13 protein-coding genes are annotated in these 13,623 nt (G+C 72.1%); 5 read left to right on the top strand and 8 right to left on the bottom strand.

Going from position 1 to position 13,623, the window contains the following annotated elements:
- Positions 1-12: 12 nt before the first annotated feature.
- From OG928_RS01610 to lysW, 7 genes are all read right to left on the bottom strand, one after another.
- Positions 13-1,158 carry an acyl-CoA dehydrogenase family protein gene (locus OG928_RS01610; RefSeq protein WP_406278000.1) on the bottom strand — a complete coding sequence of 382 codons (1,146 nt, stop codon included), beginning with the start codon at positions 1,156-1,158 and terminating at the stop codon, positions 13-15.
- 9 nt (positions 1,159-1,167) lie between these two features.
- The gene (locus OG928_RS01605; RefSeq protein ID WP_406277997.1) at positions 1,168-2,769 is read right to left on the bottom strand and encodes an AMP-binding protein; all 1,602 of its coding nucleotides are present in this window, start codon (positions 2,767-2,769) and stop codon (positions 1,168-1,170) included.
- Complete coding sequence (locus OG928_RS01600; RefSeq protein WP_406277994.1) at positions 2,766-3,728, bottom strand: transketolase family protein; 963 nt, start codon at positions 3,726-3,728, stop codon at positions 2,766-2,768. The genes OG928_RS01605 and OG928_RS01600 overlap by 4 nt, the downstream gene beginning before the upstream one ends.
- Positions 3,725-4,594 carry a transketolase gene (locus OG928_RS01595; protein ID WP_406277991.1) on the bottom strand — a complete coding sequence of 290 codons (870 nt, stop codon included), beginning with the start codon at positions 4,592-4,594 and terminating at the stop codon, positions 3,725-3,727. The genes OG928_RS01600 and OG928_RS01595 overlap by 4 nt, the downstream gene beginning before the upstream one ends.
- A gap of 110 nt (positions 4,595-4,704) precedes the next feature.
- On the bottom strand, positions 4,705-5,730 hold the full coding sequence (argC, locus tag OG928_RS01590) for an N-acetyl-gamma-glutamyl-phosphate reductase (RefSeq protein ID WP_406277988.1): 1,026 nt from the start codon (positions 5,728-5,730) through the stop codon (positions 4,705-4,707).
- Positions 5,727-6,587: a RimK family alpha-L-glutamate ligase gene (locus tag OG928_RS01585; RefSeq protein WP_406277985.1), complete on the bottom strand. Its 861-nt coding sequence runs from the start codon at positions 6,585-6,587 to the stop codon at positions 5,727-5,729. Before OG928_RS01585 ends, argC begins: the two co-directional genes overlap by 4 nt.
- Positions 6,588-6,613: 26 nt before the next feature.
- On the bottom strand, positions 6,614-6,796 hold the full coding sequence (gene lysW / locus OG928_RS01580; RefSeq protein WP_406277982.1) for a lysine biosynthesis protein LysW: 183 nt from the start codon (positions 6,794-6,796) through the stop codon (positions 6,614-6,616).
- A 396-nt stretch (positions 6,797-7,192) separates the two neighbouring features.
- Between lysW and OG928_RS01575 the strand changes: the two genes are divergently transcribed.
- Entirely contained in the window at positions 7,193-7,966 is a 774-nt protein-coding gene (locus tag OG928_RS01575) for an SDR family NAD(P)-dependent oxidoreductase (protein ID WP_406277979.1), read from the top strand.
- Between the two features lie 104 nt (positions 7,967-8,070).
- Here OG928_RS01575 and OG928_RS01570 read toward each other — a convergent pair whose 3' ends face one another.
- Positions 8,071-8,997, bottom strand: a complete 927-nt coding sequence (locus OG928_RS01570; RefSeq protein WP_406277976.1) for a LysR substrate-binding domain-containing protein — start codon at positions 8,995-8,997, stop codon at positions 8,071-8,073.
- 530 nt (positions 8,998-9,527) lie between these two features.
- Between OG928_RS01570 and OG928_RS01565 the strand changes: the two genes are divergently transcribed.
- The 4 genes from OG928_RS01565 (at position 9,528) to OG928_RS01550 (ending at position 13,572) form a co-directional block, all read left to right on the top strand.
- Positions 9,528-10,421 carry a family 3 encapsulin nanocompartment shell protein gene (locus OG928_RS01565; RefSeq protein WP_406277973.1) on the top strand — a complete coding sequence of 298 codons (894 nt, stop codon included), beginning with the start codon at positions 9,528-9,530 and terminating at the stop codon, positions 10,419-10,421.
- A 56-nt stretch (positions 10,422-10,477) separates the two neighbouring features.
- The gene (locus tag OG928_RS01560) at positions 10,478-11,416 is read left to right on the top strand and encodes a sulfotransferase (protein WP_406277970.1); all 939 of its coding nucleotides are present in this window, start codon (positions 10,478-10,480) and stop codon (positions 11,414-11,416) included.
- A 141-nt stretch (positions 11,417-11,557) separates the two neighbouring features.
- On the top strand, positions 11,558-12,328 hold the full coding sequence (locus OG928_RS01555) for an SDR family NAD(P)-dependent oxidoreductase (RefSeq protein WP_406277967.1): 771 nt from the start codon (positions 11,558-11,560) through the stop codon (positions 12,326-12,328).
- Positions 12,328-13,572, top strand: a complete 1,245-nt coding sequence (locus OG928_RS01550) for an MFS transporter (RefSeq protein ID WP_406277964.1) — start codon at positions 12,328-12,330, stop codon at positions 13,570-13,572. Before OG928_RS01555 ends, OG928_RS01550 begins: the two co-directional genes overlap by 1 nt.
- Positions 13,573-13,623: the final 51 nt, after the last annotated feature.

The following is a 13,623-nucleotide window of genomic DNA, read 5'->3' as shown; positions in this document are numbered from 1 at the left end:
GGGTCGGTTGGGTTATGGGGCGGCGTGGCGGCCGAGGAGTTTTCGGGCGACTGTGAGTTTGGTGGCTGCGGCTGTGCCGTCTGCCAGTTGGAGGCCTATGACGTCGCGTAGGCGTTGGGCTATCGGGCCTTCCTCGGTCCAGCCCAGGTGGCCGAAGGTCAGCAGGGCCTGGTGCACGGCCTCCACGGCGGCCTTGGGGGCCCACCACTTGGCCATGTTCGCCGGGAGCCGCGGGTCGCCGCCGGCGTCGGCCACGCACAGGGCCTCGTAGGACACCAGGCGCGCCGCGTGCAGCATCGTCGCGTGTTCGACCAGTGGGAACGCGACCGACTGGAACCTGCCGATCGGCTGTCCGAACGCCTCGCGCCGGCCCGCGTGGCCGATCGCCTCGTCGAGCGCGGCCCGGCCCACCGCGACGGCCATCAGCGAGATGTACGCCCGCGAGACCGCGAACCCGCGCATGACCTCGACGAAGCCGCGACCCGGTGCACCGACCACGTCCCGCGTGCCCACGGGCAGCCCGTCGAAGACCAGCCTGCCCCGTCCGCCGGAGCGGCAGCCGAGGTCGGTGAGCTGTTCCCGCTCGACGTGCGCGGCGTCCAGGTGGACGTAGAAGGCGGTGACGCCGTGCGCGCCCGCCTCGCCGGTGCGTGCGAAGACCAGTGCGTGGGTGGCGTACACGGCGGCCATGATCGAGGTCTTCTCGCCGGTCAACACCCAGCCGTCGCCGTCCGGCTCGGCCCGCATCTCGATGTTCGCCGCGTCGGTGCCGTGCGTGGGCTCGGTCAGGGCGAGCGCGACGATCGCCTGGCCGGAGGCGATCGGCGGCAGCCACTCGGCCAGTTGCGCCGGCGTGCCGTTCGCCGCCAGGACGCCGCCGACCAGGGCCGCGTTCAGGACCGGAAAGCACACCGACAGGTCCGCCGCGGCCAACTCCGCCAGGGCGATACCGGTGCTCACCGTGTCGAGTTCACGGCCGCCGTACTCGCGCGGCACGCGCAGCGCGAACAGGCCCTCGGCGCCCAGCTCGGCGAGCAGACCCGGACGATAGCTCCCGCGCGCGTCACTCTGCCGAGTATGCGGCGCGATCCTCGCCTGCGCGAACTTGCCTACCCGTTCCGCGAGTTCGTTCTGTGTATCGGTGAACGCGAAGTCCACGACCCCTCCTCAGACTGTCGACAGCCGGTCACGCAGGGCGAATTTCTGGATCTTTCCCGAGGGCGTCCTGGGCAGCGCGGCCACGATCTCCAGCCGTTCCGGCCAATACCGCTTGGCCATGTCCAGGCCCGCGAGATGGGTTTGCAGATCGGCGAGCGTCGGCGCCGGACCGGCCGTGACCAGGACCGCGCAGGCGCGTTCACCCAGCCGGGCGTCGGGATAGCCGACGATCGCCACGTCCTTGATCGCGGGGTGGCGCAGCAGGGCCGCCTCCACCTCCACGACCGGGATGTTCTCGGCGCCGCGCATGATCACGTCCTTGACCCGGCCGGTGATCCGGATGCCGCCGTGGCCGTCCTCGCGGGCCAGGTCACCGGTGTCGAACCAGCCGTCCCCGGTGATCGCGTCGGCGTATGCCTCGGCCCGGCGGAAGTAGCCCAGGCACTGCCCGGCGCCGCGGACCTGCAACAGGCCGGACTCGCCCGGGGCCGGGGACCCGCCGTGCTCGCGGTCGACGATCCGGATCTGCATCCCGGGTACCGGCGTGCCGTCGCTCTCGGCCGCTCGCAGCGCGGGCTCCTCGGGGCGGGTGATGGTCACACAGCCGTTCTCGGTCATGCCCCACAACGCGTACAGCCGGCAGCCCAGGATCTCCCGCGCGTCCTCCACCAGCATCGGCGCGATCGGCGCGCTGCCGGTGGCGAACGTGGTCAGTGCCGACAGGTCCCGGGGGGACGTGCGTTGCGCGTCGATCAGGTCGGAGAGGAACGTGGGCGCGCCCATGAAGAACGACACCCGCTGCTCCTCCAGGATCCGCAGCATCCGCGCGGGATCCCACGCGTCGACCTGGACGGCGGTCGCGCCGAGCAGGAGCGGCATCACGAAGTTCCAGGTGTAGCCCGCCTGATGGCTGGTCGGCGAGCCCATCGCGGTGACCTCCGCCGAGGTCAGGCCGAGCACGTCGGCCTGCGCCTTGTTCATCGCGTACAGCGTGTTGTGGCTGTGCACGACGCCCTTGGGCTCGCCGGTGGTGCCGGAGGTGAACATCACCTGGGCGGCGTCGTCCGGGCCGGCCTCCGACACCGCCGGGTCCATCGGGCCGGGGTCGGAGTCGAGGAACTCGCGGTCGAAGTCGAGCGCGCCGTCGGCGCCGTCGTCGGCGAGGAGCACCCGGTGTCGCAGGGTGGGGACGGTACGGGCGACCTTCGCGCTCATGTCGGCGTAGGAGAAGCCGCGGAACTCGGCCGCGGCGATGTAGATCGGGCTCTCGGTGAGCCCGGTCATGAACGCGAGTTCGCGCCCGCGCATCACGGGAACCACCGGCCCGGCCACCGCGCCCAGCCGCGCGCAGGCCAGGCACAGCGCGACCAGTTGCCACGAGTTGGGCAACTGGAGCGTGACCACGTCGCCGCGCCCGACCCCGAGCCGCACCAGGTTGCCGGCGAAGCGCTCGACGTGCCGGGCGAGTTCGGCGTAGGTGACGGTCACGGTGGTGTCGTCCTGGTGGCAGACCAGGGCGGCCTTGTCGGGGTGCAGCGCCACGGCGCGCCGCAGGTCGTCCAGGACGGTCTCGTCGCGCCACCATCCGCGGGCGCGGAACAGGTCGGTCATCGGATGTCCTTCCGGGTCTGGTCCAGGGCCGACCGGGCACGCCCGGCGATCGCCCGCGCCGTGACGCCGCCGCGCTCGACCAGGTACCGCTGGCCGCCGGCGACCGGCACGAACGCGTCCGGCATCGCCACGCGGTGCACCATGATCGGCATGAGTTCGGTCAGGGCCTCGGCGACGGCCGAACCGAATCCGGCGGTGCGCCAGTGCTCCTCGACGGTGATCACCGTGCCGCTCGGGCCCACCGCGCCCGCGAGCGCGGCGGTGTCCAGCGGCTTGACGGTGTGTACGTGCAGTACGGCGGCCGCGACGCCCTCTCGGGCCAGTTCGTCGGCGGCCGCGAGGGCGGCCAGGACCGGATACGGCCCGCACGCGGCGATGGTGATGTCGCCGCCGCGGCGCAGCCATTGCGCCTTGCCGAGCTCGATGGGCGGGCCCTCGGGCAGGTCGGGAGTGGCGTTGCGGCCCATCCGGAAGTAGACCGGTCCGGGCAGCTCCAGGGCCTGGCGGAACAGCGTGTCCGTGCTCGCGGCGTCGGCCGGTACGACGACGGTCATGTTCGGCAGGGTCCGCATCACGGCCAGGTCCTCCAGGCCGTGGTGGGTGGGGCCCAGGTGGCCGGCCGACACCCCGGAGTGGGTCGCGGCGATGCGTACCGGCAGGTTGTCGAGCGCGATGTCGATCTTGACGGCCTCCAGCGCCCGGGACGCGGCGAACGCCGCCATCGTGTTCACCAGCGGGATCCGCCCCTCGCGGGCGAGGCCGGCGGCCGCGCCCATCAGGGTGTGTTCGGCGATGCCCAGATTCAGGTACCGGTCGCTTCCGGTGCCGAAGTCGACCCCGGAGAACAGGCCGGTGTCGGTGTCGAGACAGACCAACCGCTCGTCGCGGGGCAGCAGTTCGGCCACGATGTCGCGGTAGACCTCGCGCGAGGAGCGGATCGTGGGGACGGCGGTGGTCATCGGTTCTCCTCGCGGGCGCCGGCGCGCAGGGCCGCGAGCGCTCGCCGTTGTTGTCGCTCGCCGAGCTTGGCGTAGTGGCTGCGGGTCTGCCCCTCGACGAAGGGGATGCCCTTGCCCTTGATCGTGTGGGCGAGGATCAAAGTGGGCCTGTTCGGTTCCGGCGGTGTCTCCAGGACCCGGGTGAGCGCGTCGGTGTCGTGGCCGTCCACTTCGTGCACGTGCCAGCCGAACGCGCGCCAGCGGTCGGCCAGCGGCTCCAGGCCGCCGACGTCCTCGGTCTCGCCGGTGATCTGCAGGCCGTTGCGGTCGACGATCGCGGTCAGCCGGTCCAGGCCGTGGTTGCCGGCCACGGCGGCGGCCTCCCAGACCGAGCCCTCTTCGAGTTCGCCGTCGCCCATGACCACGAAGCAGCGTCGATCGCCGCCGTCGAGCCGGTGCGCGAGCGCGAATCCGACCCCGAGCGCCAGGCCGTGGCCCAGCGAGCCGGAGGGTATCTCGACGCCCGGGATCGCCGGGTGCGGGTGGGCCATGAAGGGGCTGCCCGGCCGGGCGTACTCGGCGAGCCGCTCCCGGGGGAAGAAGCCGGCCTCGCACAGCGTCGCGTACAGGCCGATGCCGCCGTGTCCCTTGCTCAGCAACAGCACGTCGCGGTCCGGCGATCCGGGAAAGCGCGGGTCGATCCGCAGGACGCGGAAGTAGAGCGTGGCGAGGACCTCGACGAGGGACATCGAGCCGCCCAGGTGACCGCCCTCGGGGTTCGCGCACATGTTGACGATGTGCTCCCTGATCCGGCCGGTGACCTCGCTCGGATCGGTCTTCGCGCCCGGCGAGACGGTACCGGGCAGGGTGGCGGGGCTGCTGCTCATGGCTGGCTCCTTTCGCCTGGGTCGATGGTTCGTGCGGCCGGGACAGGTTCGGTGGATCGGTCGGATCGGTCGGATCGCCGGGATCGGTGGGATCAGTCGGATCGGTGGGGTCAGTTCGGGTGGAGGCCGGTGAACTCCAGGCCCTGTCGCTCGGGCCTGCCGAAGCGGACGTTCATGCACTGCACCGCGTTGCCGGCGCCGCCCTTGACCAGGTTGTCCAGGGCCGCGATCACGGTCAGATGGCTGGAGCCGCGGTCGAGAGCGAAGCCCACGTCGCAGAAGTTGGAGCCGGCCAGGATCTTCGCCTCCGGGAATCGGTGCATGCCGCGCCGGTGGGCGATCACGCGCACGAAGGGCTCGCTCTCGTACCGGGCCCGGTAGGCGGCCCGCACCCGGCGTTCGTCGACGCCGGGCACCAGGTCGGCCCGGCCCACGAGTTGCACCCCGCGGACGGCCTCGATGCCGGTGGCGGTCATCCGTACGGTCAGCCCGGTGGCCTGGGCGATCTCCGCCTCGTGTCGGTGCCGGGTGGGGGCGAACACGCGGAGCGCGCCGCTGCGTTCGGCATGCAGGTTCTCCGGACCCGCCTTGGCACCGGAGCCGCTGGAGCCGGTTCGGGCGTCGATGGTGACCTCGCCCCGGATCAGCCCGGCCTCGGCCAGCGGGACCAGCGAGAGGATCCCGGCGGTCGCCATGCAGCCCGGCACGGAGATCCGCCGCGCGCCGCGCAGCTGTCGCCGGTGGAACTCGGGCAGGCCGGGCACGAAGGAGGCGAGCAGGTCGGGGGCCTCGTGGGAGGAGCCGTAGTAGTCGGCGTACACGTCCTTGTCGCGCAGGCGGAAGTCGCCGGACAGGTCGATGACGGTGTCCGCGCGGTCGAGGAACTCCGGCATCCGGCGCATGGTCTCGCGGTGCGGGGTGGCCAGGAAGAGCACGTCGTAGTAGTCGAGTCGGTCCTCCGCGCAGAAGACGACGTCGGTGCGGCCGCGCAGATTCGGGTGTACGCCGTCGATCCGACGCCCGCGCAGCGTGCGCGACGTGGCGGCGGCGACCTCGACCCCGGGGTGCACGGTGAGCAGCCGCAGCAACTCGCCGCCGATGTATCCGGCCGCCCCGACGACGCCGGCGCGGATCACGGCGCGATCCGGGTGAGCAGGTGGTCCACGATGGCGCCGGCCACGTCGATCGTGCGCCCGTGGGCGCCCTGGAGGCCCTGGAACTCCACTCGATCGTTGACCTCCAGCACGGTGAGCCGGCCCTCCGGGTCCTCGATGAGATCGACGCCGGCGATGTCGGTGCCGATCGCGGCCGCCGCGGCGACCGCGAGCTTGATGTGCTCGGCCGTCAGCGGCAGGGGCTCGCTGACCGCGCCGCGGGCCACGTTGGTGCGCCAGTGCTCGGCCCGCCGATACGTCGCGGCGAGCGCCTCGCCGCCCACGACGAGCACGCGGATGTCGCGGTCGGCCCCGGGGACCAGCTCCTGAAGGTAGACGACGTGCGACTGCGGGGAGGGCAGCGCGGCGACGTGTTCGAGCACGGCCGCCGCCATCGCGGGGTCGGTGACCCGGGTGACCAGACGTCCCCAGGAGCCCACGAGCGGTTTGAGCACGGCCGGATAGCCGAGCTCCGCCAGCGCGGCCAGGGCCGCGTCGGGCGTGATCGCCAGTGCCGTCCTGGGCGTCGGCAGTCCGTGTCGCAGCAGGGCCGCCGAGGTCTGCCACTTGTCCCCGCCGACCTGGGTGGCGGCGGCGCTGTTGAGCACCGTCACGCCCGTCGACTCCAGCGCGCTCGCCGCGTACAGGGCCCGGAAGTGGCCGATCTCGCGGTTGAGCACCACACGGGGGCCGGTCCAGGCGGTGCCGCTCGCGACGAACAACGACCGAGGGTCCAGGTGTTCGAACGCGACCCCGCGGATTTCCAGCGCGGTCATGATGCTTTTCTCCTCGAACCGGACCCGGGACGCGAGTACGGCGAGGCGCGGTGTCGAATCCATCGTCCGCATCCCTTTCGTCGTCGTTCCTACTCGCCCCAGTCCTCCTCGACCTCCGGCGCGAGTTCGACCTTGGGAGGCTTCACGGAGGCGATCTCCAACTCGCTCCGGCAGTCCGCGCACTCGATGATCTCGCTGACCCTGGCGTCGTCGTCGAGGGCCACCGTCGTCGCGCATTCGGGACACTCGGGGTCCCGCACAACCTGCTGCATGAGCTCGCCTTCCGGTAGTCGTGGTAGTCGTGATGTCCGTCCGTTTTGCCAATTCAAACGGTAACGTCCTTTCCCCGAAAATTGCCAATGACGGAATCTGATCGGAGCGAAAGGAAGCGCTTATACCTCCATGCTCATAACCGCGTCGGGTTTCCGACATAAGAATCACTGCCGGGCGAAGTCCGTACAATCGCCCGCGATGCGAATAGCATTACCTGACATGAAATCTTCGCCAAACAAATCGTCGTCCGGTCGATCCGCACCCGGTGCCGCACCGCCCGAAAAGCGAGGTACGGCGCGGCCGCCGGGCGCGTCCGGGCGGCACGACGAGAAATTCGGACCCGCGCGCGAGCGAAAGGCTCGATCATGAATTCTCGACCGGGAGGTCGCGTCGCCATGGTGACGGGTGCGAGCGCCGGCGTCGGATTGTCCGTGGCCAAGGCGCTCGCCGCGACGGGAGCGCACGTCTCGCTGTGCGACCGGGACGCCCAACGGTTGGCCCGAGCCCACGTCGAGGTCAACGCGCTGGGGCCGGGCGACGTCCTGAGCATGCCGGTGGATCCGCACGACGCGTGCGAGGCCGCCGAGTGGGTGCACCGGACCGCCGACGCCTTCGGCGGCCTGGACATCGTGGTGAGCAATCCCGGCCCGGCCCCGCCCGGTCGCGTCGACGGTTTCGCGATCGCCGACTACCGCGCGGCCCTGGACGCCAACCTGCTCCCGCACGTGAGCGTCACGCTGGCCGCGCTGCCCATCGTCAAACGGGGCGGCTGGGGCCGGATGTTGATGATCGCGCCCGGGCGGCCGCACGGGCGGGGTGCCCGGGACGGGCTGTCCGCGGTGACCCGGATGGGTCTGATCGGATACATGTCCGAACTGGTGGACACGCTCGCGGACACCGGTGTCACGGTGAACATGCTGGTCCCCGGCGCCGGGCCCGAGTTCGCTCCGGGCACGTGGTTCGACCCGGACGCGATCCCCGAGAACGCTCGGGGCGCCGCCGAGTCGCGCCGCCGCGAAGGGACCGACGGCCCCGGTGGGTTCGGCGCCCTGGCCGTGTTCCTGACCGGCGATCGGGCGGCCTCGCTCACCGGCCGGATCTTCGACGCCGAGGCCGGCGACGAGATCGGCGACGCCGCCCCGACGAGCCGTTCCCGCGGCCGACGCTGAGCGGACCCCGGTGCTGGGACAGGGAACGTTTGCCGGGCATCGAGAACCGGTGAACGTTCCCGGTCACAGCACCGCACACACGCCCCGGCGGAACCCGCCCGCCCTCACCGATGCGCCGGCACCCGGTCGGGGCGTTCCCCCGGGGCGTCGGCGAACGGGTAGCCGCGCAGCGCGTGCCGGAACGCCTTCTCCGCGATGCCGGGCAGGTTCGAGGGCGCGGCGTCGGCGGGATAGGCCATCGTCACCGGCAGCGGGCCGGGCGCGGGCGGGAGGCCGGGTCGGACCGCCCTGGGCAGGTCCCACAGCTCGTCGCCGTTGGCCACCAGACAGGCGACCCCCATGCCGGCCTTGGCCGCGGCGCGCAGTCCGACCAACTCGGCGCCCTCGTAGGAGATTCGCCAGGGGACATCCGAGGCGTCCAGCGCGGCCACGATCCGCGCGCGCATCGTGCAGGGCTCGGTGAACAGGGTCAGCGGCAGCGCGGCCTTCTCGCCGTGCGCCGGTTGCCCGAACCAGGCCATCTCCAGGTGGCCGAGTCCGCGACTGGCGGCGGTCTCCTCGGGGGAGTCCGTCTGCAGCAGCAGGGCCAGGTCCAGTTGACCCGTGCTCACCTGGGCCTCCAACGCCTCGCTCAGCCCCGTTCGCACACTCACCCGGGCCTGCGGCAGCCGGCGCGTGACCAGCCGGAGGAACTCGGGGAGGGCTTCCGCGAGTTGGTTCACGATGCCGATCGACAGTCGCTCGTGCCCGGTCGCCGGTACGAAGCGATCGACGGCCTCGTCGTTCAGGGCCACGATCCGCCGGGCGTAGCCGAGGAGTTCCTCGCCCTGGGTACTTAATCGCAGATTCCGCCCGGTCGAGGTGAATATCGGTCCCTTGATGAGACCGTTGAGCTGACGTATCTGCTGGCTGACGGCCGGCTGCGTGACATGCAGGGCCTCGGCCGCCCGCCGGAAGCCACCGAGATCGACCACCGTCAACAACGCCCTCAGCCGGTTGACTTGCAGATCGTGGTGCATTATTCCACTCACATCCATGAAGGGTCTTGCCACACGCTTGAATTCGGGTGGCGATACGGGACGAGCCAGTGCCGTGCCGACCAAACAGTGCGGTGCCGAGCAAAACCGTGCGGTACAACAGCAAGATCACCGCCGCCGGCGCGTACCTCCCTGGATCGAGAAGTCACGATCGGCGTGCGGGCACCGACTCGCCCCAGCGTAGACCGCGTTCGTGCGCATTCCCACGGCACCGCTCACGACTTCGGCGTGAGATATTCACGGCTCGGCGCGACCCCGCGATCGATCGGCATGATCCGCGAAATCGTGGGCATACGGGCGATGCCATCACCGCGCGGCCGAACTCGCCCCGGTACTCGGCCCGTCGCCGGCCGCGGATCGATATCGCCCGCGCGTCGGCGATTTGCTCGTCCGGGCGAAATAACCCAGCCTTATCCACGCCATAAAAACCCGCATTCGTGAGTGTCCCTGCCGTGTGCCGGTCGCGTCTAACGTCGATTACCCGGGGTCTTTACCCGAGGCCGCCCGAACCGCGAGGAGTCGTCATGCAGGGAGCAGCCGCCAATGCCGCCGTCGGGCCGGGAGTCCAGGGCACCCTCGCCGACCCGGACCTGCGGACCCGCAGCCCCGGCGAGGAGTTCGCCTGGGCCATGGGCGGTGTGGGCCCGGCCGAGGACCGCGTCGTGCCGTTCCGGGCGCATCTGCCCGCCGCCTTCCCGCTGTTCGCCACCCGCCCGCGATACGCCGTCCGGCACCTGCTCAAGACCGCGTCGGTGCCCGACCGGCCGGTGCCCTACGTGCACGAGCCCCCGGCCGCCGCGCCGGCCATCGCGGGGATCTCCTACTGCAGCACCCCCGAAGGCGCCTTCGCCCCGCGTCTGGAGCGGGCCGAACTCACCGACCTGAAGGTGTCGTTCCCGCTGCCCGCCGGTCTGCTCGACGAACCCGCGCTGCTCGCGACTTTCGTCGACTACCGCGTCCTGGTCCGGCTGTCCGTCGTGGAGAACGAGTCCCTGCTGCACGGCAGCGCGGACAAGGCGATACCGGGCCTGCTCACCCTCCCCGAGAGCCGACACGGCCGGCTCGGCGCCGACCTGGCCGAGGGCCTGACCGCCGCCGCCGCGGAGGTGGAGGAGACCGGTGGCTCGTGCGACGGCATCGTCGTCCACCCCTACACCTACTGGGAGTTGGCCAAGACCGGCACGCTCGCGCTGCTGGCCGGTGCCGGCATCACGATCTCCCGCACCCGGATGATCCGGCGCGATCAGGTGCTGCTCGGCGATTTCCGCGCCGCGGCCACCCTGCTGGTACCGGGCGTGGCCTCGCTGGCTCTGCGCCGCGGCCGGGGACCCGACGGCGGCGACCTGATCGAGGCGACCACCCGGGTCGGCCTGGCCGTTCACCTGCCGCAGCACTTCCTGCTGCTGACCCGGGTCTGACCACCCTCCCGACCCCGGGCGACACACGCGACGACCCGACGGAAGGTATCCCCGCGATGGCCGAGCACAGCCCACGCGTTCTGTACATCACCGGCTGGTTGCGCAGCGGCAGCACCCTGCTGGGCAACATCCTCAACGAACTGCCCGAGGTGCGACACGTCGGAGAACTGCACTACCTGTGGCGCAACGGCGTGCTCGGCCTGGGCACCAACTCGACCTGCGGATGCGGCCTGGACCTGCGCGCGTGCGCACTGTGGTCGTCCGTCCTGGCGGACGCCGCCGGCAGCGGGATCGACGCCGTGGCACAACGCACCGCCATGCGGCAGCACGCGCTGCTGCGCACCCGCCACACCCGGGCCCGGCTGGCCGAGGCCCGCGGCGAGGTTTCGGTGCCGCCCGGCGTCCGGGAACTGCTCGACACGAGCGCCCGCGTGTACCGACGGCTCGCCGCCGACGGCGGCGCGTCCCGGCTGATCGTGGACGGTTCGAAGTACCCGGCCGAGGCCGCCGCCCTGCTCGGGCGCGCCGACCTGGACGTACGCGTCCTGCACATCGTGCGCGACCCCCGGGCGGCGGCGCTCTCGTTCCGGCGCGCCAAGCAGTACATCGACCCGATGAGCCCGGTGCGCAGCAGCGGCTACTGGAACGCCTTCAACCTGGCCTCCGAGCAGGTCGCCGCCGCGGCCGTGGGTCGCAGTCTCCGGGTGCGCTACGAGGACCTGGCCGAGCGCCCGATGGCGGTGGTCACCGACGTGCTGCGCTTCGCCGGCCTCGACGACGCCTCGCCCGTCGACGGGTCGGGGAAGGTACATCTGGGCGGAAACCACACCGTCACCGGCAACCCCGACCGGCTGCGCCAGGGAATGACGGCGATCCGCCCCGACGAGCGCTGGCACAGCGAACTGTCCACACGCGACACCGCCGTCGTCACCGGCATCACCGCGCCCCTGCTGCGTCGTTACGGCTATCCGCTGCTGCCGGGCCGTACCACCTGACCCGCACCACCTGACGACCCGCACCACCTGACCCGCACCAGATGACCTGCACCGCCGACCCGCGCCGCCCCGGATCGCGGCACCCGCGCCGGCGCGGCGCGGCGCGCAGCGCCCGACCTCCAAGGAAAGGGATTTCGGACCGTGGACCTCGGACTCGACGGCCGCGCCGCCCTCGTCGCGGCCTCCACCAGCGGGATCGGACTCGCCATCGCGCGCACACTCGCCGCAGAGGGCGCCGACGTCTCGATCTGCGGGCGGGACCGGGCCCGACTGGCCCGCGCGCACGCCGAGGTCGACGCGTGCGGCAAGGGCCGGGTGCTGGCCACCCCGGTCGATCTGCGGGACGAGGACGCCGCCGCGGCGTGGGTCGGGCGTACCGCCGAGGAGTTCGGCGCCCTGCACGTGGTGGTGACCAACTCCGGCGGCGTCCCGTTCGGCCCGGTGCAGGACTTCGCGGTCGCGCAGTACCGCGAGGCGATCAACGACAACCTGCTTCCGCACGTATCGCTCGCGCTCGCCGCCGCCCCGCACCTGGCCGCCGCCGGCTGGGGGCGGATCGTGCTGATCACGTCCGAGTCGGTGCGCCGACCACACCCGGGCAGCGGGCTCTCGTCGGTGGCCCGACTGGGTGTGTTGGGCTTCGCCCAGGGCCTGGTCCACGCGTTCGGCGCCTCGGGGGTGACCGTGAACGTGCTGGCCCCCGGCTTCCACCGGACCCCCATCCTCGATCGGCAGTACGGCAGGCGGGTCGAGGAGCGGCTCGCCGAGGTGGCCCGGGGCATCCCGCTCGGCCGGATCGGCCGTGCCGAGGATCTCGGCGCCCTGGTGTGCTTCCTCGCCAGTGACCAGGCCGCGTTCGTCACCGGCTCGGTACTGGTGGCCGACGGCGGCAACTCCGGCGGGATCGGCTGATGGCGACACCCGAGAACCCCTCGGACCAGGAGGGCTCGGCGGGCTCGGCGGGCAAGCCGGGCCCGGCGCCCGTGGCGATCGCCGGGACCGGGCCGGGGCGACCCTGGGCGCGCACCTTCGCGGGCGTGCTGGCCGCGCTGTTCGCCACGTTCGTGGCGGTCGGCCTGGCGATCACGGTCATCCCCCGACTGGTCACCGAGGAACTGCACGGATCGGCCTTCGACGTCGGCGTCGCGTTCACCGTCTCGGGTGTGGTGGCGCTGCTCGTGCGCCCGTACGCCGGCCGGCTGGCCCAACAGCGGGGCTGCCGCCCGGTGATGCTGCTGGGCGCCGCGCTGATCGTGCTGGTCGGTGCCCTGTACGCGCTGCCGCTGGGAATGCTCGGCCTGTTCGCGGCCCGGTTCGTCCTGGGGGTGGGGGAGGCCCTGCTGTTCACCGCCGGATCGGTGTGGACGGTGTCGCTGACCCCCGTCGACCGACGCGGGCAGATCGTCGGGTTCTACGGGCTCGCGATGTGGTCGGGCCTGGCGGTGGGTCCGGCCCTGGGCGAGGCGCTCTACCGCTTCGGCTCCTACCCCGCGGTGTGGACGACCGCCGCCGCACTGCCGGTGGTCGCCGTTCTGGTGCTGAGCCGACTGCCCGACAGTGCGCGCCTGGGCACCGCGGTGTCCACCAGGCTGCTGCCGCGCGCCGCGATCCTGCCCGGGCTCTCACTGGGCTTCGGCGCCTTCGGGTACGCGGCGGTCGCGAGCTTCGGGGCGTTGGCGCTGACCTCGCGCGGCATCGCGAACGGCGCGCTGCTGCTGAGCCTGTTCAGCGCGTCGTACGTCACCGTGCGACTGGTCGCCGGCCGGGTGCCCGACCGGGTCGGCGCGCTGCCGGTGATCATCGTGTCCGCGAGCGTCGAGGCGGTCGGCCTGCTGTTCATCGCCTTCTCCACGACCCTGTGGCCCGCCGCGGTCGGCGCGCTGATCGCCGGCGGCGGCTTCAGTCTGCTGTACCCGGCGCTGGCGCTCATCGCCATCGACACTCCGCCGGAATCCGAACGCGGCGCCGTCCTGGGCGCCATCTCCTCGTTCTTCGACATCGCGGTCGGCATCGCGGGGCTGCTCGGCGGACTGCTGGCCGAGGTCAGCTACACCGCGACGTTCCTGCTGGCCGCGATCGCCGTCCTGGGCTCGCTGTTCACCGGCACCGCCGCGGCCCGACGCCGCGACCGGGCACTGTCGGCACCCGGTTCCTGATCGCCCCGAGCGCGCGGCAGCACGCGTGCGAAGACACCGAAAGGAGTACAC

Source organism: Embleya sp. NBC_00896 (genome assembly GCF_045207785.1).
Lineage (GTDB): Bacteria > Actinomycetota > Actinomycetes > Streptomycetales > Streptomycetaceae > Embleya.
Note: the sequence above shows the minus strand (reverse complement) of the source record. Positions and strands in the feature narration are given on the sequence as shown.